This window comes from Mesorhizobium sp. L2C066B000, from assembly GCF_000502335.1.
Taxonomy (GTDB): Bacteria; Pseudomonadota; Alphaproteobacteria; order Rhizobiales; family Rhizobiaceae; genus Mesorhizobium.
Window position 1 is genome coordinate 206,273 of the sequence record NZ_AYWZ01000002.1, and the last position, 19,591, is coordinate 225,863.

The following is a 19,591-nucleotide window of genomic DNA, read 5'->3' on the forward strand; positions in this document are numbered from 1 at the left end:
GGCCCATCACTCCGCCGCCAGCGCGGGCGCCTGCGGCACCGTGCGGAAATCGAGATCGCGGCTGACCAGCCGTTCGACCCCGGCCGAGGCATCGGCAAGGAGCTGCCGGTAGCCCGCTATCGACCGCGCAAAGACGTTGTAGATGACCACTGCGGGAATAGCCGCGACCAGGCCCATCGCCGTGGCGAGCAGCGCCTCGGCGATGCCGGGCGCGACGACCGCAAGGTTGGTGGTCTGCGCCTGCGAGATGCCTATGAAGGCGTTCATGATGCCCCAGACGGTGCCGAACAAGCCCACGAAGGGCGCCGTCGAGCCGATCGTCGCCAGCACGCCGGTGCCGCGCGACATGCGCCGCGCCGCCGCCGCTTCGATGCGCGACAGGCGCGACGTCACGCGTTCCTTCAGCCCGTCGCCGGTGACATGGCCGAGCGCACCGGCCGAAAGGGCAGTCTCTTCCTCGGCCGCCCGCACCAAAAGCGCACCGGGGCCGCCACTGTCGCCAAGCGCGCGCCCGGCCTGGCGCAGCGTGGCGGCATTGCCGATGGCGCGCGCAGCGCGNCGGGCGCCGAGCTTGCCGAAGAGAATCTCCAGCGATTTGGCCAGCCACACCGTCCAGGTGACCAGCGAGGCGAAGGCCAACCCGATCATCACCGCCTTGACGATGATGTCGGCGGCCATGAACATGCCCCAGGGCGACAGATCGTGCGGCAGCGTCAGCGATATTGCCGAAGGCTCGGCCTGCGCGGATGCACCGGGCTGGGTTGCCGGCTGTGGCGCGGTCGGCGCCGCCTGCCCGGCAGTTGGCGGAGCCGGCGGGACAGGCGCAGCCGGTGCGGGCTGTTCGACTACATTTGGCGCCGACTGGGGAGCTGCAGCGGGCACCGTCGTCACCCTGGGCTGCGTGTTTGGCCGCTCTTGCGCAGCAGCGCTGCCGGCCGACAGCATGACCGCGGCCAGCGCCGCCAACAAACCATTTCTGGACACGCTTCGTCCTCGCTTCGTCATTGCAAACCGATCGGCTGGCCGGTGACGGGATGCGGGAACACCCCGATCTCGACCCCGAAAACTCCAGCCACGGATTCTGGCTTCTCTCAAACGCGGCACAGCCGCTGGAAAACAATTCAGGCGGCCGAGTGCCCCTGCTTGACTATAAAACATGAGTTTAGTAGTCAACAAACAAGATGGCTTTTTTGGCCAACGATTGTGGGCGCGATGTCTCAACGGCACATCGTCCTGGGATCGGTCTACCTGGTGTCGTCGCACTGAGGGATGGACGGCCGCAGGGTTGCTGGGCCACGATACCGGGCAGCAATTGAGGCAGGCTGCGATGATCAAGGCGATACCGTTCGATTTCCCCTATGACGGCCGGCTGGTGCCGGCAAACACCGCGCTGCTGGTCATCGACCTGCAGGAGGATTTCCTCTCGCCGACCGGCTATTTCGCCAGGAAGGGTTATGACCCCGCGCCGCTGCGCGCCATCCTGCCGACAGTCAACCGACTGATATCAGCGGCACGCGCGGCCGGCCTCACCATCATTCACACCAGGCAGGGATATCGCGGCGACATAGCCGACATGACGCCGTACGAGAGATGGCGCCGCAAGCGGGCGGGTCTCGAAGGCACCGACGTGCTGCTGCGCTCCGGCCCCGGCTTTCAGATCGTCGCCGACATCGACGTCGCGCCGCACGACATCATCGTCGACAAGACCTGCAACAGCGCCTTCACCTACACCGACCTGGAACTTGTGCTGCGCGCACGCGGCATCACCCATCTGATCTTTTCCGGCTGCACGACCGATGTCTGCGTGCACACGACGCTGCGCGAGGCCTGCGACCTCAATTTCCAGTGCCTGACCATCGCCGACGCCTGCGCCAGCGGCGACCAATACGCGCATGACGCGGCGCTGCATATGGTGACGGTGGAGGACGGGGTGTTTGGTGCGCTGACGGAATCTGGCGCGGTGCTGGAGGCGCTGGAGCGGTCGAGTGGGAAAGCTGGTTAGATTACCAAAGCGAAGGCGTTGGGAACCATTGACGCTGGAGGGGCAGCACCCCCCTCTGGCCTGCCGGCCATCTCCCCCGCAAGGAGGGAGATCAAGTGCTCAACCGCTTTCGCCACTCTCCAACGTCGAAGAGCTGAGCGATACCTCGAAGCTGCCAATCTCCCCCCTTGCGGGGGAGATGCCCGGCAGGGCAGAGGGGGGTGTGAAGGAACGCTACGAAATAGCGTTCATTCCACCCGCAAATTCACCCTGCGTGAATATCCGACCCGCCCCGCGAGGCAAACGCGCCGGGCTGCGGCACCTCCGCCTCCCGGCGTGCCAGCGAGTTGCGCAAGAGCGCGATCGTCTCGCGGCCGACGCTGGCGATCTCGCGCGGCCGGTCGACACCGACGATCATGAACTCGCTGATGCCCAGCGCCGCATAGGGCAGCAGCGACAGGGCGATCTGCGCCGGTGGTCCGGAAAGTTCGACCGCCTTGTGGCCGACGGTAGAGGCGCCACCCTCCGAGCGGACCCGGACCGGAAGCGCAAAACGCAGCTTGCCGGCGCGGCCATGCTCGGCGGCGGCGCTGCGCGCCCGTTCCATCAGCTGGCGGATCTCGTCGAGCGAACCAGCCGTGAGTTCAAACACGTCGGCATGGCGGCCGGCGACCTTGAGCGCGGTGCCGGACTGGCCACCCATGCGGATGATCACGTCGACGCCATGCGGCCCCTTGCGCGGCACAAAGCCACCCTTGATGCTGTAGAATGCACCTTCATGGTCGAAGGGCCGGTCGTTCGACCACAGCCGCTTCAGCAGCACCAGATATTCGTCGATGCGCTGCCAGACCACGGTGTGGCCGACCGGACGCATCTCGGCATCGTCGTCATCCAGCGGCTCGCTCAGCATCCTCAGCGCCAGCCGGCCGCCGCTCCTGGCGTCGAGCGCCGCCAGTTGCCGCGCCGCAACGGCTGGCGCGATCACGCCGGCCCAGTGCGTCAGCACCACTTCCAGCGACGAGGTGCGGTCCAGCGCCTGGGCGGCGATGTCCATATTGGTCAACAGCCCGGCCGGGTCGTCGACGACGATGTTCTGGAAGCCGGAATCCTCGATCAGCGACAGCTTGGTCGCCGTCTCGACGAAATCATAGAAGAACGGTACGGCCGAACCGGCATCGGCGGCGTGCGTTTTACCGGGAACATGCGTGAACTCGATCGGCATTGCCATCTCCTCCATCACGTTGGATGTATGTCGCCCCCGGTTTTGAGACGACGACATGCGTAAAAACAAGCATCAGCGCCAAAGCGCGTCCGCGTTCGGTTCATCAACTCCGGTCACTCACTGAAAGCGCTAGGTCGCCACCCTTTCGGCCTGATCGGTCAGGGAATCAAGCCGAGCACGACTGCCCCGGTGAACACGAACGCAAGGGCAAAGACGAGATAGGCGAAAGCGCCGGCATAGGCCGGGCGGAAAGCCTGGCTATTGGCCAGCCTCTGGCTGGTGCGGTCCGTCTCGGCGTTCTGGATATAGGACATATCGACCTCCGTCTTGCGGATTAATCTATAAAATCAGTAGACTTTGTCGAGTGCTATTTTTTGGCGATATGTAGAACGATTTTCTCAGTATTCCTTATTATTTGGTTTGGGATTGCTGGGAGACCCCTGTTGGCGACAAGCGAGCGACAAGCTTGGCCGACATCTGCATAGGCGATAGCATCGCCATTCCGGCGTAAATGCGGATCATTTCGATCGGGAACGGGGAACAGAACATGGGTACAAGACTAGCCGGCAAGACTGCAATCATCTCGGGCGGCGCGACCGGAATGGGCGGAGCGGCCTCGGAATTGTTCGCCGCCGAAGGCGCCAAGGTGGCGATCATCGACCGCAATGGCGAGGCGGCGGCAGCCACTGCGGCGGCGATACGCGCGCGGGGACATATCGCCGAACACTGGGTGGCCGACGTCTCGGACGAGGCGCAGGTCGAGGCCGCAGTGAAGGCGGCGACTGCCAGGCTCGGCCCGGCCACGGTGTTGTTCAACCATGCTGGCACCATCGTGATAAAGCCGTTCCTGGAGACGACAGTGCAGGAATGGGACTGGCTGCATGCGGTCAATGTCCGCTCGATGTTCCTGATGACGCGCGCCGTGCTCCCGGGCATGATCGCTGCCGGTGGCGGTTCGATCGTCTGCACCTCGTCGATCTCGGCTGTGGCGGCCACACCCATGGAGGTGCTCTACGACACCACCAAGGGCGCCTGCCACATGTTCGCGCGCGCCATCGCAGTCGAATTCCGCGACCGCAACATACGCTGCAACGCCGTCTGTCCCGGCTTCATCCGCACGCCGCACGGCCTGCGCGAGGTCGCCGATCTCGGCAAGCTCGGCGTCGACGTGTCGGACGCCGCATTGACCGCACAGCAGGGCCGCATCGGTGAGCCGGAGGAAGTGGCCAAGGCAGCGCTGTACCTCGCCAGCGATGAGTCCAGCTTCGTCAATGGCACGCATCTGTTTGTCGATAATGGTTTTACGGCGATGTGAGTATCCCAGGCTTGGCGCCCTTCCTCTCCCCCGTCGATCGGGGGAGAGGTGTCGAGCGAGTGGGGGTCGACCCTTGGCGCAAGGAAGATTCATGCGCACCCGTTGGCAACAGTGGCGAGGTGGTTCCCCGCTCCGTCGCTGCTTCGCAGCGCCACCTCTTCCCCCGAGAGGAAGGGCGCCAAGTCCTACTCGCCTTACCGCTCTTCTCGTCGAAACGGCTTCAGCAGCGCCGACGGCGCAACCGCGTTGCGTGACATCACGGCCATCGCGACGATGGTGAAAATGAAGGGCAGCATCAAGAACGCCTCATAGGGAATATGCCCGAGGCCGCTCGCCTGCATGCGCAATTGCAGCGCATCGACGAAGGCGAACAGCAGCGCCGCGCCCGCAGAGCGCCACGGGTCCCAGCGGCCGAACACGACCAGCGCGATCGCCACCCAGCCACGGCCCGACACTACACCAAAGGTGAAGGCGTTGAACTGGGCCATGGTGAGGAAGGCGCCCGCAAGCCCCATCAGCGCACCGCCGAGGATGACCGCCTGGAAGCGCGTGGCGATGACGCTGACCCCAGCGGAATCAGCGGCGCGCGGGTTCTCGCCGACCATCCGCACCGACAGCCCCCAAGGCGTGCGGTAGAGCACGAAAGCAGCGACCGGGATGGCAATGATTGCCAAGTAGACCAGCGCAAACTGGTTGAAAACCGCTGACCCCAGAACCGGAATATCCGACAGCAGCGGGATCGGCACCGTCTGAAAACCCTTGATGCTGGGCGGCACCGATTGCTGGCCGAAGGTCAGACGGTAGAGGAAATAGGCAAGGCCGGACGAGAACAAAGTAACGCCGATGCCGCAGACATGCTGGCTGAGGCCGAGCGCCACCGTGAACAGCGCATGCAGCGCGCTCATCGCCATGCCGGTCAACACCGCGGCCAGCACCCCGAGCCACAGGCTGCCGCTGAGGCTGGCGGCGGTGAAGCCGGTCATCGCGCAGAGCAGCATGATGCCTTCGATACCGAGATTGAGCACGCCGGCCCGCTCGGAGAACATCTCGCCCAGCGTGGCAAATGCCAGCGGCGTGGCGATGCGGATAATGGCGGCGAGGAAGCCGACCTGAAAAATCTGTTCGAACACCGCGCTCATAAGGCGGCTCCGACGCGGCGGATGCGATAGGCCGTGAACAGCAGTGCCACCAGCATGGCGAGCAGTGCCGTACCCTGGATGACATCGCTGAGGAAGGCGGGCACGCCGGTGGCGCGCGACATCGCTTCGGCGCCGGTCATCACGGCGGCCAGGAAGATCGCCGCCGGTACGACGCCGAGCGGATTGATCCTGGCCAGCATGGCAACGACGATGCCGGAATAGCCGTAGCCCGGCGAAATGTCGCTCATCACCTGGAAATGCACGCCGCCGACCTCGCCTACGCCGGCAAGCCCGGCCAGCGCGCCCGACAGCAGCGCCGTCGAAATCAGGACCCGCTCGACGTGGATGCCGCCATAGCGGGCGGCTTCCGGGCTTTCGCCGGTGACCCTGATCCGGAAGCCGAGCGTGGTCCGCACGATCAGGAACCAGATCAACGGTGCCGCGATCAACGCGGCGATGACACCCAGATGCAGCCTTGTGCCTTCGAGCAGCACCGGGAAATTCGCCGAATCCTCGATCGGCGGCGAGATCGGATAGCCGCTGAACGAGTCCTTCCACGGCCCCTCGATCAGCGCCATCAGCGCATAGTAGATGACCGAATTGAGCAGCAGCGAGCTGACGACGTCGTCCACCTTGAATTTGACCCTGAGCGTCGCGGGCACCAGCGCTACCGCGGCACCGGCAGCAGCGCCCGCCAGCGCCATCGACAGGATCGCCAGCGCGCCCGGCATTGGGATGGCTCCGACGAAGCAGCTGGCCACGGCGCCGGCCAGCAATTGGCCCTCGGCGCCGATGTTCCAGAATTTGGCCCGGAAGGCGACGGCCACAGCCAGCCCGGTGAAGATCATCGGGGCGGCGCGCACCAGCGTTTCGGTGATGGCATAGCTGTCGCCGAACGAGGCCGACAGCATCACGCCATAGGCCTCAAGCACGCCGGCGCCGGCCAGCGCGATGAGGCCGCTGCACAGGACCAGCGCTGCGCCGATGGCCAGCAGCGGCAAAGCGAGATTGAACCAGGCGGGGGTGGAACTGCGGGCTTCGAGGCGGAACATCAGCTATGCCCCTCCGCCGCCCAGACGGTCCCGCCGCCCCTCATCCGCCTGCCGGCACCTTCTCCCCGTATAGACACGGGGAGAAGGGATCTGGGCCCTATGGCAACTCCCCTCTTGCAGCTGTGGCGATTGGCGAAACCATGGGTGAGAGCCCCTCTCCCCGTCTCTATACGGGGAGAGGATGCCGGCAGGCAGGTGAGGGGCAGCGCTGACGCTTAAAGTCAGCCAAAAGCGGGCAGTATTATTTGAAGTTTCTGCGAGGAACCGAGCGAGAAAGTCCATCTAGGCTCTGCCCTCCGCCCCGGTCATCAGCAGCCCAAGCCGCGCGATGGTCGCATCGGCGCTGTCCAGCGTGCCGGCGATGCGGCCCTCATACATCACCGCGATGCGGTCGCAGAGCACCAGCAGCTCTTCGAGATCCTCGCCGATGACGATCATCCCGCAGCCCTTGGCACGCATGTCGAGGAATTTTTCGTGGATGAAGCGGGCGGCACCGATGTCGAGGCCGCGCGTCGGCTGCGAGACGATCAGCACCTTCGGGTCGAAAGCCAGTTCGCGCGCCAGCAGCGCCTTCTGCAGATTGCCGCCCGACAGCGCGCCGGCGCGGGTCATCGGCCCGGGGCACCTGATGTCATAGGCCTTGATCTGTTCTTCGGCGAAGGCGCGGATCGCATCTGGCTTGAGCAGGCCCCGGCTGCTGAAAGCCGCAGTACCAATGCGCGGCAACACCATGGAATCGGCGAGCGGCAGATTGGTGACCAGCCCGGTCGTCATACGGTCTTCCGGGATGCGGCCAAGGCCGAGCGCCTGCACCTCGCGCGGCGAGAACCGCGTAACAGGTTTGCCGGCTATCGTCATCGCGCCGGCGTCGGGCGCGCGCGTGCCGGAAATCACCTCGGCCAGCGCCCGCTGGCCATTGCCGGAGACCCCGGCAATGCCGAGGATTTCGCCCGCGCGAACGGCAAGCGATACATCGCGCAGCGGCGTCCCCGAATGCCGTGAGGTGGAAATACCGTCGAGCGTCAGCACCGCCGCGCCTGGGGTCGAAGGTCCTCTTGCCGGCGGCACGATCTCATGGCCGCACATCAGCTGCGCCATTTCTGCCGATGTCGTGTTCGCCGGATCGTCGACACGGCCGGCGACGCGGCCGTGCCGCAACACGGTGCAGCGATGGGTGAGCGCCCGCACCTCGTTCAATTTATGCGAGATGAAGATGATGCCGAGCCCCTGCGCCGCCATCGAGCGCAGCGCCGAAAACAGCCCGTCGACCTCGCTCGGCGCCAACACCGCCGTCGGCTCGTCGAGGATTAACAGCCTGGCGCCGCGAAACAGCGCCTTGACGATTTCGAGCCGCTGCTGCTCGCCGACCGACAGCGCGGAGACAGGCAGGTTGGGGTCCAGCGTCAGCCCATGCCGACGGCTGATGTCGGACAACCGGGCAAGTCCGCCGGCGCGGTCGATGCGGCCGGATTTGCCCGGAATGCCAATCAGAAGGTTTTCCAGGACCGTCAGCCTTGGCGCCAAATGAAAATGCTGGTGCACCATGCCGATGCCGGCGGCCAGCGCATCGGCCGAACTGGTGATCCGCACGGTCTTGCCCTGGATAAGAATTTCGCCGGCATCCGGCGCATAGGCGCCGAACAGCACATTCATCAGCGTCGTCTTGCCGGCGCCGTTTTCGCCCAGCAGGCCGAGGATCTCACCTGGGGCGACGCTTAGATCGACAGCCTCATTCGCCTTGACGGCGCCGAAGCTCTTGGTGATGCCGCGCATTTCGATGAGAGGGGCGGACAAGGATGCTCCTGCGGAGATACCCCTCCCCCTTGAGGGGAGGGTGCCGAGCGAAGCGAGGCGGGTGGGGTCACCTCAACTGCCTCAACCTATGACTTAGCAGGATGGAGCACTTCGCGGAGGACCCCACCCGGCCCTGCGGGCCACCCTCCCCTCAAGGGGGAGGGGNGGGGGGGGGGGGGGGGGGGGGGGGGGTAGCGGTGCACCACCCCCACCCGGCCCTGCGGGCCACCCTCCCCTCAAGGGGGAGGGGTACGCCGAGCTAATCCGAAACCGGCGTGTTCTCATCCACATCCACCCGGAAATTGCCTTCCAGGATCTCGGCCTTCTTCTTCTCGACCAGATCCTTCACATCCGCCGGCAGCATCTTGTCGAACTTATGGTAGGGCGCCAGGAACGACCCGCCCTTGGCCATGCGCGAGAAATCGCCATAATCCTGCGCGGTGAAGACACCGGCCTTGACCAGCTTGATCGCCTGCTCGACCGTCGGGTACATGTCCCAGACCGGCCCGGTTATGACCGTGTCGGGGCCGAGGCTCGACTGGTCGGACATGTTGGAGATGGCGAGGATCTTCTTGTCCACCGCCGCCTCGATGACGCCGAAGCGCTCGGCATAGATGACATCGACGCCGGCATCGATCTGGGCGACCGCCGCTTCCTTGGCCTTGGGCGGATCGAAGAACGAGCCAATGAAGGCGACCTTCTTCTTGATGTTGGGATTGACCTCCTTGGCGCCGGCAAAGAAGGCGTTGACCAGCCGGTTCACTTCCGGAATGCCCATGGCCGCCACCGCGCCGATCGTGCCCGACTTCGACATCTTGCCGGCGATCATGCCGGAGAGATAGGCCGGCTCGTGGATCCAGTTGTCGAAGACGCCGAAATTGGGCTCGGCCGGGCCGGCGCCCGAGCCGAACAGCCATGCCGTCTTCGGGAACTGCTTTGCCGTGCGGCGCGATTCACGCTCGGCGGCGAAGGCGTCGCCCAGCACCAGCTGGTACCCGCCTTGCGCATATTCGCGCATGACGCGGCTGAAATCGGCGGTCTGCACCTTTTCCGACCATTTGTATTCGATGCCGAGTTCCTTCTCGGCCTTCTGCAGGGCGACGTGAATCTGGTTGTCCCACGGCTCCTCGATCGGCGTGGCGAAGATCGCCGCCACCTTCAGCTTCTTGTCCTTGGCGAAGGCTGCACCCGGCAGCATGGCTGCGGCCAGGCCAAGTGCGCCGAGTTCCAGCACGTCGCGCCGCGACAGGCCGGTCGATTGCGATTTGTTTTTCCGGTTTTCCATCTAGTGCCCCTCTGTTTGACAGCCGTGTCGAGCCGGCTGTTCCGAAATCAGACGCGGAACTATGGAACGGGTGCGGACTTTTGTCCACATGGTCAAATTTGGCAGCATCGCTGACAGGAGCCAGCGCTAGCGTACCGCCTTCTCGCCACCGGCTACGGTGATGACGCCGACGATGATCAGCCCGGTCAGCAACAGCCGAACGCCGGCACTGACGCCGAACGTGTTGAGCATGGTCAGAAGCAGCACCAGGAACAGCGCCGCGCCCCAGACACCGGGAACATTGGCCTTGCCGCCGGCGACCGAGGTGCCGCCGATGACGACGACGGCGATCGAGGCCAGCAGGTACTCGTTGCCGATATCGACATTGGCGCCGCGGAAATAGCCGGCGAGCAGCGCCCCGTCCATGCCGCCGAGCGCGCCCGACAGCGTGTAAGTGAGGAAGCGGGTGCGGCCGACATTGACGCCGGCAAGCCACGCGGCGCGGATGTTCTGGCCGATCGCCAGCACCGAGCGGCCATAGATCATGCGCTGCAAGGCGATGGCCGCACCGATGGTGAACAATACGGTAAGGATCGCCAGCACTGGAATGCCCAGGATTTGCCAGTTGGCAAAATCGGCAAAGCCGGGCGGCGGCTTGATCTGCAGGCCACGCCCATAGCTGATGTCGATCGACTGGATGATGAAACTGGCCGACAGAGTGGCGATGATCGGCGGGATCCTCAGCGCCCAGATCAGGAGATAGTTGACGGCACCGATGGCAGCGCCGCAGGCGAGCGCGGCGAGCAGCCCGACCACGATCATGGAATCGCTGCCGCCCATGACCTTCATGGCGACGGCGCTGGCGAGCCCGATATTGGCCGGCAGCGACAGGTCGACATTGCCTGGCCCGAGCGTGATGACGAACATTTGGCCGACGCCGACGATGACGGTGAACACGGCAAGCGAAAGTGCCGCCGTGATCATGCCGCCGCCGCCATAGCCGCCGGTGAAAGCGATGGTCGCCAGCCAGACGAACATCGCGCCGATAAACGACCAGATCCAGGGTTTGGCGACAAGCGATTTAACCAATGTCATCGCTACCTCTCCCTGCGGCTGATCAGGACGCGGGCTGCCAGCACGATGATCAGGATGGCGCCGTTGGCCGCGACCTGCCAATCCGGCGGGATGTGCATGAAGGTGAGCAGAGGCGATGCCGCCAGCGCCAGTGTCAGCGCGCCGAGCACGGCGCCGATCGGCGACACCCGGCCGCCGACGAACTCGCCGCCGCCGAGAATGACGCCGGCGATCGCCAGCAGCGTGTAGCCATTGCCGATATTGGCGTCGGCCGAGGTGGTGATGCCGATCAGCGCCATGCCGGACAGAACGCCGAATAGGCCGGTCAGCGCAAACAGCACGATCTTGGTTCGAAGCAGCGACCAGCCAGCGCGCCTGAGCGCCGCCGGATTGCCGCCGGATCCCCGCAGGATGACGCCATAGGAGGTGCGCATCAGCCCAAAATGCACCACCGCTGCGATCGCCAGCGCGGCGATGATAGGGAACGGAATGAAGGGCGGCTTGAAGGCCATCAGCGACAAGAGCCAGTCCGGCGCCTTGCCACCGGGCTTGGGCAGCACCAGAATGGCAAGTCCCTGCCAGACGAAGCTCATGCCCAGCGTCACCACGATCGACGGCAGATTGCGCAGATGGATCAGTGCGCCGAGCAGCGCATAAACGCCTATGGAGCCGAGCAGGATGATCACGCCGAGCAGCGGCGCGTCCTTCAGCCAGGTCGCGGTGACGCAGCCGACAAAGCCGACAAAGGTGCCGATCGACAGATCGAGCTCATTGCCGGCGATGACGAACATCTGGGCGATCGTCGCCAGCGCGATCGGAATAGCGAGGTTCAACATCAAGCTGAAGCCGAAATAGCTGATGGCGCGTGGGTTGAGCCAGGCGATGGCGATAACCACCAGCGCCAGCGACAGCGCCGGCAACAGGCTGCGCAGCAGGCGCGCGCGGGCCGCGCTGCTGCGCGGCGAGGACGTAGGGCCGGGAGCGACTGCCGTCATCTCAGGCCGCGTCGCCGAATGAGGACTGGATGATCTTTTCCTCGGTCAGCTCGTCGCGCGTGAGATTGGCGACGATGCGGCCGTTCTTGAAGACATGGATGTGGTCGCAATTGTCGAGCTCTTCGGTCTCGGTGGTGTACCAGAGGAAGGTCCGGCCCTTGGCCGCCTCCTCGCGCAAGAGATCGTAGACCTCGAGCTTGGTGCCGATGTCCACGCCGCGCATCGGATCGTCCATCAGCACGATCTGCGCATCGGAACCCAGTGCGCGGGCAAACAGCGCCTTCTGCTGGTTGCCGCCGGACAGCGAGAAGATGTTGTTGGTCATATCAGGCGTGCGGATGCCAATCTTCTGCTTCCAGAACTCGGCAAGCTCGGCCTCGCGCTGCGGCGAGATCAGCAGCCCTTTGCGCAGCTGCGCCAGCGAGCGGATGCCGATGTTTTCGGCAATAGACCATTGCGGGAAAATGCCGTCCGATTGGCGGTCTCCGGCCACCAGCGCCACCGGGGCGGTCACCTCGATATCAAGCCTTCTACGCGTCGCGGCGGCAAAGATCGCCAGCAACAGGTCGGTCTGGCCATGGCCGGCAAGCCCGGCAAGCCCGATGATCTCGCCGGCGCGGGCGACAAGCTCCTTGCCGTCCTGCTGCCGCTCGGGCCGCGCCCGCACCCTGACCAGGCCACCCGCCGGCCTGGCGGCGATCTCCGCCGCGATCTTCTCGCGCGCTTCCGCGCCACCCATGGTGGCCACCAGCCGGTCGCGGTCGAACGCTTTTGCAACGTCCGTGGCGACCACCTTGCCGTCGCGCATCACCACGATGCGGTCAGCATTCTGCAGCACCTCGCCCAGCACATGCGAGATCAGGATGCAGCTGCCCCCGGTGGCGACGAAACGGCGCACGAAGGCAAGCAGCTGGCCCGCAGTATGCGCGTCCAGCGAAGAGGTCGGCTCGTCGAGAATGACCAGGTCGAGCGGATCGCGCGTCACCGTGAAGGCGCGCGCCACCTCGACCATCTGCCGCCGGCCGATGGAGAGATCGCCGGCAATGTCGTCCGCCGAGATGCCGTGATCCGGAAAGATTTCGTCCAGCTTGGCGGCAATGAGAGCAGCCGCCTTGCGTCGCCAGCCGAAGCCGGTGAGCGCCGGATGGTTGATGCGCGTATTCTCCGCGATACTGAGGTTAGGGCAGAGCGACAGTTCCTGGAACACGCAGCGTATGCCGAGTTTCAGCGCGCGCGCCACCGAGTAGTCGGTTTCGGCATTGCCACGCACCGCGATCTCACCGCCATCGGGCTGCAGCGTACCGGCCACCATATGCATCAGCGTCGATTTGCCGGCTCCGTTGTGGCCGACCAGCCCGACGCATTCGCCTGATACAACATGGAAGTCGACGCCGTTAAGCGCCCGAACGGCGCCGAAATGTTTTTCGGCGCCGTTAAGCCTGATGATGTCCAAATGGGCGGCGCCGAAATGTTTTTCGGCGCCGCCCAGTCTGATGATGTCCGTATTGGCCTCAGGCATGCTCAACGATATCCGGTCGGTCATGCCGCTGGCAATGAATGCAATGCATCACTTGATATTGGCTTTGATCGCCGCGATTGCGTCTTCCTGACTGTATTCGTGGGTGGCGACGCCGCCCTCCTTGATTTTCGGCAGCTCGGTCTCGAAATTGTCCTGGGTAAAGGCGAGATACGGCACCAAAAGGTCATGCGGAATGTCGGTGCGGCCGTCGAGCACCTGCTGCGCCACCCAGAAGGCCAGCGACGACACGCCGGGCGCGATCGAGGCCGACCAGGTCTGGTAGCCATCCTTGTCCTTCTGCTCCTTCCACCATTTAAGCTCGTCCTGGCGGTTGCCCATGATGATGGTCGGACGCGGCTTGCCTGCGGCGGCAAAGGCTTGTGCCGCGCCATAACCGTCACCGCCCTGGTCGACGATGCCGACGATGTCGGGCAACGAAGGCAGGATCGTCGCGACCGCCTTCTGCGCCGTCGTCTGGTCCCAGTCGCCGGTCACCGAACCGACGATCTTGAACTCGGGATGGGCGGCGACGCCTTCGAGGATGCCGGCATGGATGGCATCGTCGATCGAGGTGCCGGCAAGACCGCGGATTTCCAGGAGATTGCCGCCCTTGGGCTGGAATTTGGCCATCTGCTCGACTTCCTGCTTGCCCATGTCCTTGAAGTCGACGACGACGCGGTAGGCGCAAGGTTCGGTGACCGTCCCGTCGAAGGAGACGACGACGATGCCGGCATCGCAGGCCTGCTTGATGGCGCCGTTCAGCGCATCCGGCGATGCGGCATTGATGACGATGGCGTCATAACCCTGCAGGATCAGGTTCTGCACCTGGGCAGCCTGGGTCGGCACTTCCTTGTCGGCGGTGGTGAAGATGTCGGCGGCGCCGACGATCTTATCCTCCACCGCCTTCTTGGTGACGATGCCGTAGCTGTCGAGCATCGCCTGGCGCCACGAATTGCCGGCGTAATTGTTGGAGAAGGCGATCTTCTTGCCGCTGGTGTCGGCAAGCGCCGTGCCCGAGGCGAGCATCGCCGCCAGAGCGCTCAGGACGAGCAGTGTCTTCATGTCATAATCCTCCCATGGATTGTCGGCCCCGCCGACTGTTGCAGATGGTTTTGGCGTTGTCTGCCTGTTTTTTATCTATTGTCAGACAAATTCAGATACGCCCGCTTGTCAACTGCGATCGATCACGCTTGGACGATCAACTTCAGGTGCGGCGGTTGAAAAGCCTTCGCGTGCTGGTCTAGGGAAGGGTCCAGGAGACCATGCATGGCAGCGATGCCGCCGACCCTTCCCCCCAGTGCACCCAAAAGAATGGGCGCCCCCGGAATTCCGGCGCGCTGGACGTCAAGCGCCAAGAGCGGCGTAGGTGCCGCGCTTTCGCCGGCGAGCCGCGTCTGGTTCACGCTCAGCCATGGCATCGTCAACGAAGTCTATTATCCTGGTCTCGACAGCGCCTGCACGCGCGACATGGGACTGCTGGTCACCGGCCCCGGCGGCTGGTTCTCCGAGGAGAAGCGCGACGCCACGCATGCCATCGAGACATTCGAGGATGGCGTGCCCGCCTACCGGCTGGTCAACGCGACGGCGCGTTACCGGATCGAAAAGCGCATCCTGGCGGATGCGGCGCGCCCGGCCCTGCTGCAGGAAATCAGCTTCACGGCACTCGAGGGCGTGGCCACGGACTACCGCGTCTACGCCCTGCTGGCGCCGCATCTGGTCAATGCCGGCATGGGCAACACCGCCTGGATCGGCGAGCACAAGGGCAAGCCGATGCTGTTTGCGTCCGGGCGCGGCGTCTGCCTGGCGCTTGCCTCCTCGCTGCCCTGGGGCGACTGCTCGGCCGGCTATGCAGGCTTTTCCGACGGCTGGCAGCAACTCAGCCGCGCCGGCCGGCTCGATCCGACCTGCCAAAGGGCGGAGGACGGCAATGTCGCGCTGACCGGCGAGATCGGCTTTTCCTTACGCAACAGCAAAGCCTTGCTTGCGCTTGGGTTTGGGGCAACGCCGGATGAAGCGGCCGAAAACGCCGCCGCCAGCCTGAAACGCGGGTTTGAGCCGGCGGCAAAGGCCTATGTCGCGAAATGGCGGAAATGGCAGGCAGGCCTGACGCCGCTCGACCACCATGATGCATCCGGCCTCAACACCTACCGCGTCAGCACAGCGGTGCTGGCGACGCACCTGTCGCTGGCGAGGCCCGGCGCGGCCGTTGCCAGCCTGTCGATCCCGTGGGGAGCGAGCAAGGGCGACGACGACCTTGGCGGCTATCATCTGGTCTGGCCGCGCGACCTTGTGGAAACCGCGGGCGGCTTGCTCGCCGCCGGCGATCCGGCGCAGGCGCTTGAGATCCTCGCCTATCTCCGTTCCATCCAGCAGCCGGACGGCCACTGGCCACAAAATGTGTGGCTCGACGGCTCGCTCTATTGGCCGGGCATCCAGATGGACGAATGCGCCTTCCCACTGCTGCTTGCCGATGCGCTGCACCGCGCCGGCCACCTGCCGCGCGCCAAGCTCGCCGCCTTCATGCCGATGGTCGAGAAAGCAGCGTCCTATGTCGTGCGCAATGGTCCCGTCACCGGGCAGGACCGCTGGGAAGAGGATGCCGGCTACAGCCCATTCACGCTCGCCGTCGAAATATCGGCACTGCTTGGCGCCGCCGATCTGTTCGACGTTGACGGCAAACCGGAGCCGGCTAACTATTTGCGCGAGGTCGCGGATTGCTGGAACGACCAGATCGAGCGCTGGACCTATGTCAGCGGCACACCGGAGTGCCACGAGGCTGGCGTCGACGGCTACTACATCCGCATCGCGCCGGCCGACGGTTCAGGCGCCGCATCGCCGAAGGACGGCTTCGTACCGATCAAGAACCGTCCGCCGGGCGATACCGACAAGCCGGCCGAAGCGATTGTCAGCCCGGACGCGCTGGCGCTAGTCCGCTTCGGCCTCAGGGCCGCGGACGATCCGCGCATCGTCGGCACGGTAAAGATCATCGACGCGCAACTGCGCTGCGACCTGCCGCAAGGGCCTCTATGGTACCGCTACACCAGCGACGGTTATGGCGAACACGCCGACGGCGCCCCCTTCGACGGCAACGGCCAGGGCCGACCCTGGCCGTTGCTGGCCGGCGAACGCGCCCACTACGAGCTGGCCGCCGGTAACAAGGACAAGGCGGCAAGCCTGCTCAGGACATTCGAGGCTTCGGCTGGTGTGGGCGGTCTGCTGCCGGAACAGGTCTGGGACGGCGCCGACATACCGGAGCGCGAATTGTGGCTGGGCAAGCCGTCGGGCAGCGCCATGCCGCTGGTCTGGGCGCATTCGGAACACATCAAGCTGTTGCGCTCGCTCCGCGACGGCGCCGTCTTCGACATGCCGCCGCAAGGCGTCAAGCGCTATGTCAGGGACAAGACCGGCTCGCCGCTGAGGATATGGCGCTTCAACAACAGGCTGCGCACCATGGAAGCCGGCAAGACGCTGCGGGTTGAACTGCTGCAGCCGGCACTGATCCGCTGGAGCGGCGACCAGTGGCAGACCAGCCATGAAATCAACACGTCCGTGAATGTCTTTGGCGTCCATATGGCGGATCTGCCGGTGACCGATATTCCGCGAGGTAATACGATCGTCTTCACTTTTTTCTGGCCCGACGGCGACCGTTGGGAGAATGTCGACTTCACCGTCGGCATTGAGAACTAACTCGCCAGCAATTTCTTTCCTCAAGCGACTAGGACAACACCATGCAGATCGGAATGATGGGACTGGGCAGGATGGGCGCCAACATGGTGCGCCGCCTGATGCGCGACGGCCATCAATGCGTCGTCTACGACATCAACCCGGCAAGCGTTGCCGCCCTGGTTGCCGATGGCGCCATCGGCGCCGCATCGATGGAGGAGTTCGTCGGCAAGCTTTCCAAGCCGCGCAGCGCCTGGCTGATGCTGCCGGCGGCGATCACCGGCAAGATCGCCGACCAGGTGGCAGCATTGATGGAGCCCGGCGACATCATTATCGACGGCGGCAATTCCTATTATCACGACGCTGTCGACCAGGCGGCCGAGCTTGCGGCCAAGGGCCTGCACTATGTCGATGTCGGCACCAGCGGCGGCGTTTGGGGCCTGGAGCGCGGCTACTGCCTGATGATCGGCGGCCCCGATACGGCGGTCAAACACCTCGATCCGATCTTCGCCACGCTGGCGCCCGGCGCCGATGCCGGCGCCACGCCCGACAAGGCGGGCGGGACCGCACCCTTTGGCTACCTGCATTGCGGACCGAGCGGCGCCGGCCATTTCGTCAAGATGATCCACAACGGCATCGAATATGGCGTCATGGCCGCCTACGCCGAAGGCATGAACATCCTGAAATCGGCCAATGCCGGCAAAAGACAGCGCACTGCCGACGCCGAGACCAGCCCTTTGGAAAACCCGCAATACTATCAGTTCGACATCGACCTGCCGCAGGTGGCCGAGGTCTGGCGCCATGGCAGTGTGATCGGCTCCTGGCTGCTCGACCTCACCGCCGGCGCTCTGAAGAGCGACCCGGCATTGGCCCAGTTCGGCGGCCGCGTCTCCGATTCCGGTGAAGGCCGCTGGACGCTGAAGGCGGCGATCGACACCGGCGTGCCGGCGCCGGTTCTGTCCTCGGCTTTGTTCGACCGCTTCTCCTCGCAGGGCGAATCCGAATTCGCCGACAAGCTGCTGTCGGCCATGCGCTATGCCTTTGGCGGCCATGTCGAAAAGCCGAAGGCCGGCAAGTGAAGGCCGCAGGGGAGACTCGCAAGATGAGCCCGGAACGGTCCGACACGCTGGTGCTCTTCGGAGCAACCGGCGACCTTGCCCACAAGAAGATATTTCCGGCCCTCTACCAGATGGTAGCCAAGGGGACGCTGACCGAGCCGGTGATCGGCGTCGCCTTCGATGCCTGGGACATCAACCAATTGCAGGCGAGGGCCCGCGACGGCATCGTCAACGCTCTCGGCAAGATCGACGAAAAGATCTTCGCCAAATTCGCCAGTCTGCTGCGCTATGTCAGCGGCGACTACCGCGACGGCGCGACCTTCGAGAAGCTGAAGACGGCGCTCGGCTCGGCGCAGCGGCCGCTTCACTATATGGCGGTGCCGCCGACCATGTTCGAGACCGTCGTCCAGGGGCTGGAGCAATCCGGTACCGCGCATGGCGCGCGGCTGATGGTGGAAAAGCCGTTCGGCCACGATCTCCAATCGGCGCGCTGGCTGAACCGCGTGCTGCATCTGGTGTTCGAAGAGCAGTCGATCTTCCGCATCGACCACTATCTCGGCAAGGAGGCGATCCAGAACCTGCTCTATTTCCGCTTTGCCAATTCCTTTCTCGAGCCGATCTGGAACCGCAACTTCGTCGAAAGCGTACAGATCACCATGGCCGAGGACTTCGGCGTTGAAGGCCGTGGCAAATTCTATGACGATGTCGGCGCTATCCGCGACGTGATCGAGAACCATCTGCTCAACATCCTTTTGCTGCTCGCCATGGAACCGCCGGTCGGCCGCTCGGCCGACGATCTGATCGACGAGAAGGTGCAGGTGCTGCGCGCCATCCGCACGCTGACCAAGGACGACGTCGTGCGCGGCCAGTTCACAGGCTATCTCGCTGAACCCGGCGTGAAGCCGAACTCGCCGGTCGAAACCTTTGCCGCGGTGCGCTTCATGGTCGACACCTGGCGCTGGCAGGACGTGCCCTTCTTCATCCGCACCGGCAAGAACATGCCGGTGCATGTGACCGAAGTGATCGTGCGGCTGAAGCGGCCGCCGCTGGACGTCTTCGATCCGATCAAGCCCAGCGACGCCAATTACGTGCGCTTCCGCATCGACCCGCAGGTGGCGATCTCGATCGGCGCGCAACGCAAGGCACCCGGCGACGACATGGTCGGCGAGCAGGTCGAACTCACCGCGCTCGACGATTCGAAGGGCGACATGCCGCCCTATGAGCGGCTGATCGGCGATGCCATGAACGGCAATGGCCAATTGTTCACCCGCCAGGATGCCAGCGAGCTTGCCTGGCGCATTGTCGGCCCGGTGCTCGGCGACACCACGCCGCCGCATATGTATGAGCCGAAGACCTGGGGGCCTGCCGACGCCATGGCCAGCTTCGGGCCGCCCAACGGCTGGATCAATCCGAGTTGAGCAACTCCACGAAAAGTGCGAGCGGTCTTTCCGTCCGGAATTGCGTAAAACAAAGAGTTGGAGCGTTCCCCGTTTCCCTGAAACGGGGAACGCGCCA

General features: G+C 64.7%; 16 protein-coding genes. 5 read left to right on the forward strand and 11 right to left on the reverse strand.

Translation table 11 applies throughout. The features are described 5' to 3' along the window. Nucleotides 1–6 precede the first annotated feature (6 nt). Nucleotides 7–984 carry a tonB-system energizer ExbB gene (gene exbB / locus X733_RS156150; RefSeq protein ID WP_023818279.1) on the reverse strand — a complete coding sequence of 326 codons (978 nt, stop codon included), beginning with the start codon at nucleotides 982–984 and terminating at the stop codon, nucleotides 7–9. Between the two features lie 343 nt (nucleotides 985–1,327). Here exbB and X733_RS156145 point away from each other — a divergent pair, with 343 nt between their 5' ends. Continuing rightward, the gene (locus X733_RS156145) at nucleotides 1,328–2,002 is read left to right on the forward strand and encodes an isochorismatase family cysteine hydrolase (protein WP_023818280.1); all 675 of its coding nucleotides are present in this window, start codon (nucleotides 1,328–1,330) and stop codon (nucleotides 2,000–2,002) included. A gap of 244 nt (nucleotides 2,003–2,246) precedes the next feature. Here the strand turns inward: X733_RS156145 and X733_RS156140 are convergent, their stop codons facing one another. Together X733_RS156140 and X733_RS1000000167810 are read right to left on the reverse strand one after the other, a co-directional pair. Continuing rightward, the gene (locus tag X733_RS156140) at nucleotides 2,247–3,203 is read right to left on the reverse strand and encodes an LLM class flavin-dependent oxidoreductase (RefSeq protein WP_023742163.1); all 957 of its coding nucleotides are present in this window, start codon (nucleotides 3,201–3,203) and stop codon (nucleotides 2,247–2,249) included. A 158-nt stretch (nucleotides 3,204–3,361) separates the two neighbouring features. After that, a complete protein-coding gene (locus X733_RS1000000167810) occupies nucleotides 3,362–3,517 on the reverse strand; it encodes a hypothetical protein (RefSeq protein ID WP_023670454.1) in 156 nt (51 codons plus the stop codon). 233 nt (nucleotides 3,518–3,750) lie between these two features. Here X733_RS1000000167810 and X733_RS156135 point away from each other — a divergent pair, with 233 nt between their 5' ends. Further along, nucleotides 3,751–4,518, forward strand: coding sequence for an SDR family oxidoreductase (locus X733_RS156135; RefSeq protein WP_023818281.1), 768 nt, complete (start codon nucleotides 3,751–3,753; stop codon nucleotides 4,516–4,518). Between the two features lie 194 nt (nucleotides 4,519–4,712). Here the strand turns inward: X733_RS156135 and X733_RS156130 are convergent, their stop codons facing one another. From X733_RS156130 to X733_RS156095, 8 genes are all read right to left on the reverse strand, one after another. Next, nucleotides 4,713–5,657 (reverse strand): ABC transporter permease, encoded by a 945-nt coding sequence (locus tag X733_RS156130; RefSeq protein ID WP_023670457.1) that lies wholly within the window; start codon nucleotides 5,655–5,657, stop codon nucleotides 4,713–4,715. Further along, complete coding sequence (locus X733_RS156125; protein ID WP_023818282.1) at nucleotides 5,654–6,709, reverse strand: ABC transporter permease; 1,056 nt, start codon at nucleotides 6,707–6,709, stop codon at nucleotides 5,654–5,656. Before X733_RS156125 ends, X733_RS156130 begins: the two co-directional genes overlap by 4 nt. Before the next feature lie 282 nt (nucleotides 6,710–6,991). Continuing rightward, complete coding sequence (locus tag X733_RS156120; protein WP_023818283.1) at nucleotides 6,992–8,503, reverse strand: ABC transporter ATP-binding protein; 1,512 nt, start codon at nucleotides 8,501–8,503, stop codon at nucleotides 6,992–6,994. A 259-nt stretch (nucleotides 8,504–8,762) separates the two neighbouring features. Continuing rightward, a complete protein-coding gene (locus X733_RS156115; protein ID WP_023818284.1) occupies nucleotides 8,763–9,788 on the reverse strand; it encodes a BMP family protein in 1,026 nt (341 codons plus the stop codon). A gap of 126 nt (nucleotides 9,789–9,914) precedes the next feature. After that, nucleotides 9,915–10,862, reverse strand: a complete 948-nt coding sequence (locus X733_RS156110; RefSeq protein ID WP_023698400.1) for an ABC transporter permease — start codon at nucleotides 10,860–10,862, stop codon at nucleotides 9,915–9,917. A 2-nt stretch (nucleotides 10,863–10,864) separates the two neighbouring features. Then, nucleotides 10,865–11,836, reverse strand: coding sequence for an ABC transporter permease (locus X733_RS156105; protein ID WP_023694460.1), 972 nt, complete (start codon nucleotides 11,834–11,836; stop codon nucleotides 10,865–10,867). A 1-nt stretch (nucleotide 11,837) separates the two neighbouring features. Beyond that, nucleotides 11,838–13,355: a sugar ABC transporter ATP-binding protein gene (locus X733_RS156100; protein WP_023818285.1), complete on the reverse strand. Its 1,518-nt coding sequence runs from the start codon at nucleotides 13,353–13,355 to the stop codon at nucleotides 11,838–11,840. 48 nt (nucleotides 13,356–13,403) lie between these two features. Continuing rightward, the gene (locus X733_RS156095; RefSeq protein ID WP_023670464.1) at nucleotides 13,404–14,417 is read right to left on the reverse strand and encodes an ABC transporter substrate-binding protein; all 1,014 of its coding nucleotides are present in this window, start codon (nucleotides 14,415–14,417) and stop codon (nucleotides 13,404–13,406) included. 213 nt (nucleotides 14,418–14,630) lie between these two features. On the opposite strand from X733_RS156095, the gene X733_RS156090 reads away from it, so the two are divergent. Genes X733_RS156090 through zwf form a run of 3 tightly spaced genes read left to right on the forward strand, consistent with a single transcriptional unit; the run spans nucleotide 14,631 to nucleotide 19,494 of the window. Then, nucleotides 14,631–17,042: a glucan 1,4-alpha-glucosidase gene (locus X733_RS156090; RefSeq protein WP_023818286.1), complete on the forward strand. Its 2,412-nt coding sequence runs from the start codon at nucleotides 14,631–14,633 to the stop codon at nucleotides 17,040–17,042. A gap of 41 nt (nucleotides 17,043–17,083) precedes the next feature. Next, the gene (gnd, locus tag X733_RS156085; protein ID WP_023683928.1) at nucleotides 17,084–18,097 is read left to right on the forward strand and encodes a phosphogluconate dehydrogenase (NAD(+)-dependent, decarboxylating); all 1,014 of its coding nucleotides are present in this window, start codon (nucleotides 17,084–17,086) and stop codon (nucleotides 18,095–18,097) included. Nucleotides 18,098–18,120: 23 nt separating this feature from the next. Beyond that, entirely contained in the window at nucleotides 18,121–19,494 is a 1,374-nt protein-coding gene (gene zwf, locus X733_RS156080) for a glucose-6-phosphate dehydrogenase (RefSeq protein WP_023687745.1), read from the forward strand. Nucleotides 19,495–19,591: the final 97 nt, after the last annotated feature.

What these genes read in the sequence shown, in the direction of transcription:
- X733_RS156095 (WP_023670464.1), bottom strand. Translation starts at nt 14,417, where the DNA reads ATGAAGACACTGCTCGTCCTGAGCGCTCTGGCGGCGATGCTCGCCTCG.
- X733_RS1000000167810 (WP_023670454.1), bottom strand. Translation starts at nt 3,517, where the DNA reads ATGTCCTATATCCAGAACGCCGAGACGGACCGCACCAGCCAGAGGCTG.
- zwf (WP_023687745.1), top strand. Translation starts at nt 18,121, where the DNA reads ATGAGCCCGGAACGGTCCGACACGCTGGTGCTCTTCGGAGCAACCGGC.
- gnd (WP_023683928.1), top strand. Translation starts at nt 17,084, where the DNA reads ATGCAGATCGGAATGATGGGACTGGGCAGGATGGGCGCCAACATGGTG.
- X733_RS156135 (WP_023818281.1), top strand. Translation starts at nt 3,751, where the DNA reads ATGGGTACAAGACTAGCCGGCAAGACTGCAATCATCTCGGGCGGCGCG.
- X733_RS156100 (WP_023818285.1), bottom strand. Translation starts at nt 13,355, where the DNA reads ATGCCTGAGGCCAATACGGACATCATCAGACTGGGCGGCGCCGAAAAA.
- X733_RS156110 (WP_023698400.1), bottom strand. Translation starts at nt 10,862, where the DNA reads ATGACATTGGTTAAATCGCTTGTCGCCAAACCCTGGATCTGGTCGTTT.
- X733_RS156130 (WP_023670457.1), bottom strand. Translation starts at nt 5,657, where the DNA reads ATGAGCGCGGTGTTCGAACAGATTTTTCAGGTCGGCTTCCTCGCCGCC.
- X733_RS156115 (WP_023818284.1), bottom strand. Translation starts at nt 9,788, where the DNA reads ATGGAAAACCGGAAAAACAAATCGCAATCGACCGGCCTGTCGCGGCGC.
- X733_RS156090 (WP_023818286.1), top strand. Translation starts at nt 14,631, where the DNA reads ATGCCGCCGACCCTTCCCCCCAGTGCACCCAAAAGAATGGGCGCCCCC.
- X733_RS156125 (WP_023818282.1), bottom strand. Translation starts at nt 6,709, where the DNA reads ATGTTCCGCCTCGAAGCCCGCAGTTCCACCCCCGCCTGGTTCAATCTC.
- X733_RS156145 (WP_023818280.1), top strand. Translation starts at nt 1,328, where the DNA reads ATGATCAAGGCGATACCGTTCGATTTCCCCTATGACGGCCGGCTGGTG.
- X733_RS156140 (WP_023742163.1), bottom strand. Translation starts at nt 3,203, where the DNA reads ATGCCGATCGAGTTCACGCATGTTCCCGGTAAAACGCACGCCGCCGAT.
- X733_RS156105 (WP_023694460.1), bottom strand. Translation starts at nt 11,836, where the DNA reads ATGACGGCAGTCGCTCCCGGCCCTACGTCCTCGCCGCGCAGCAGCGCG.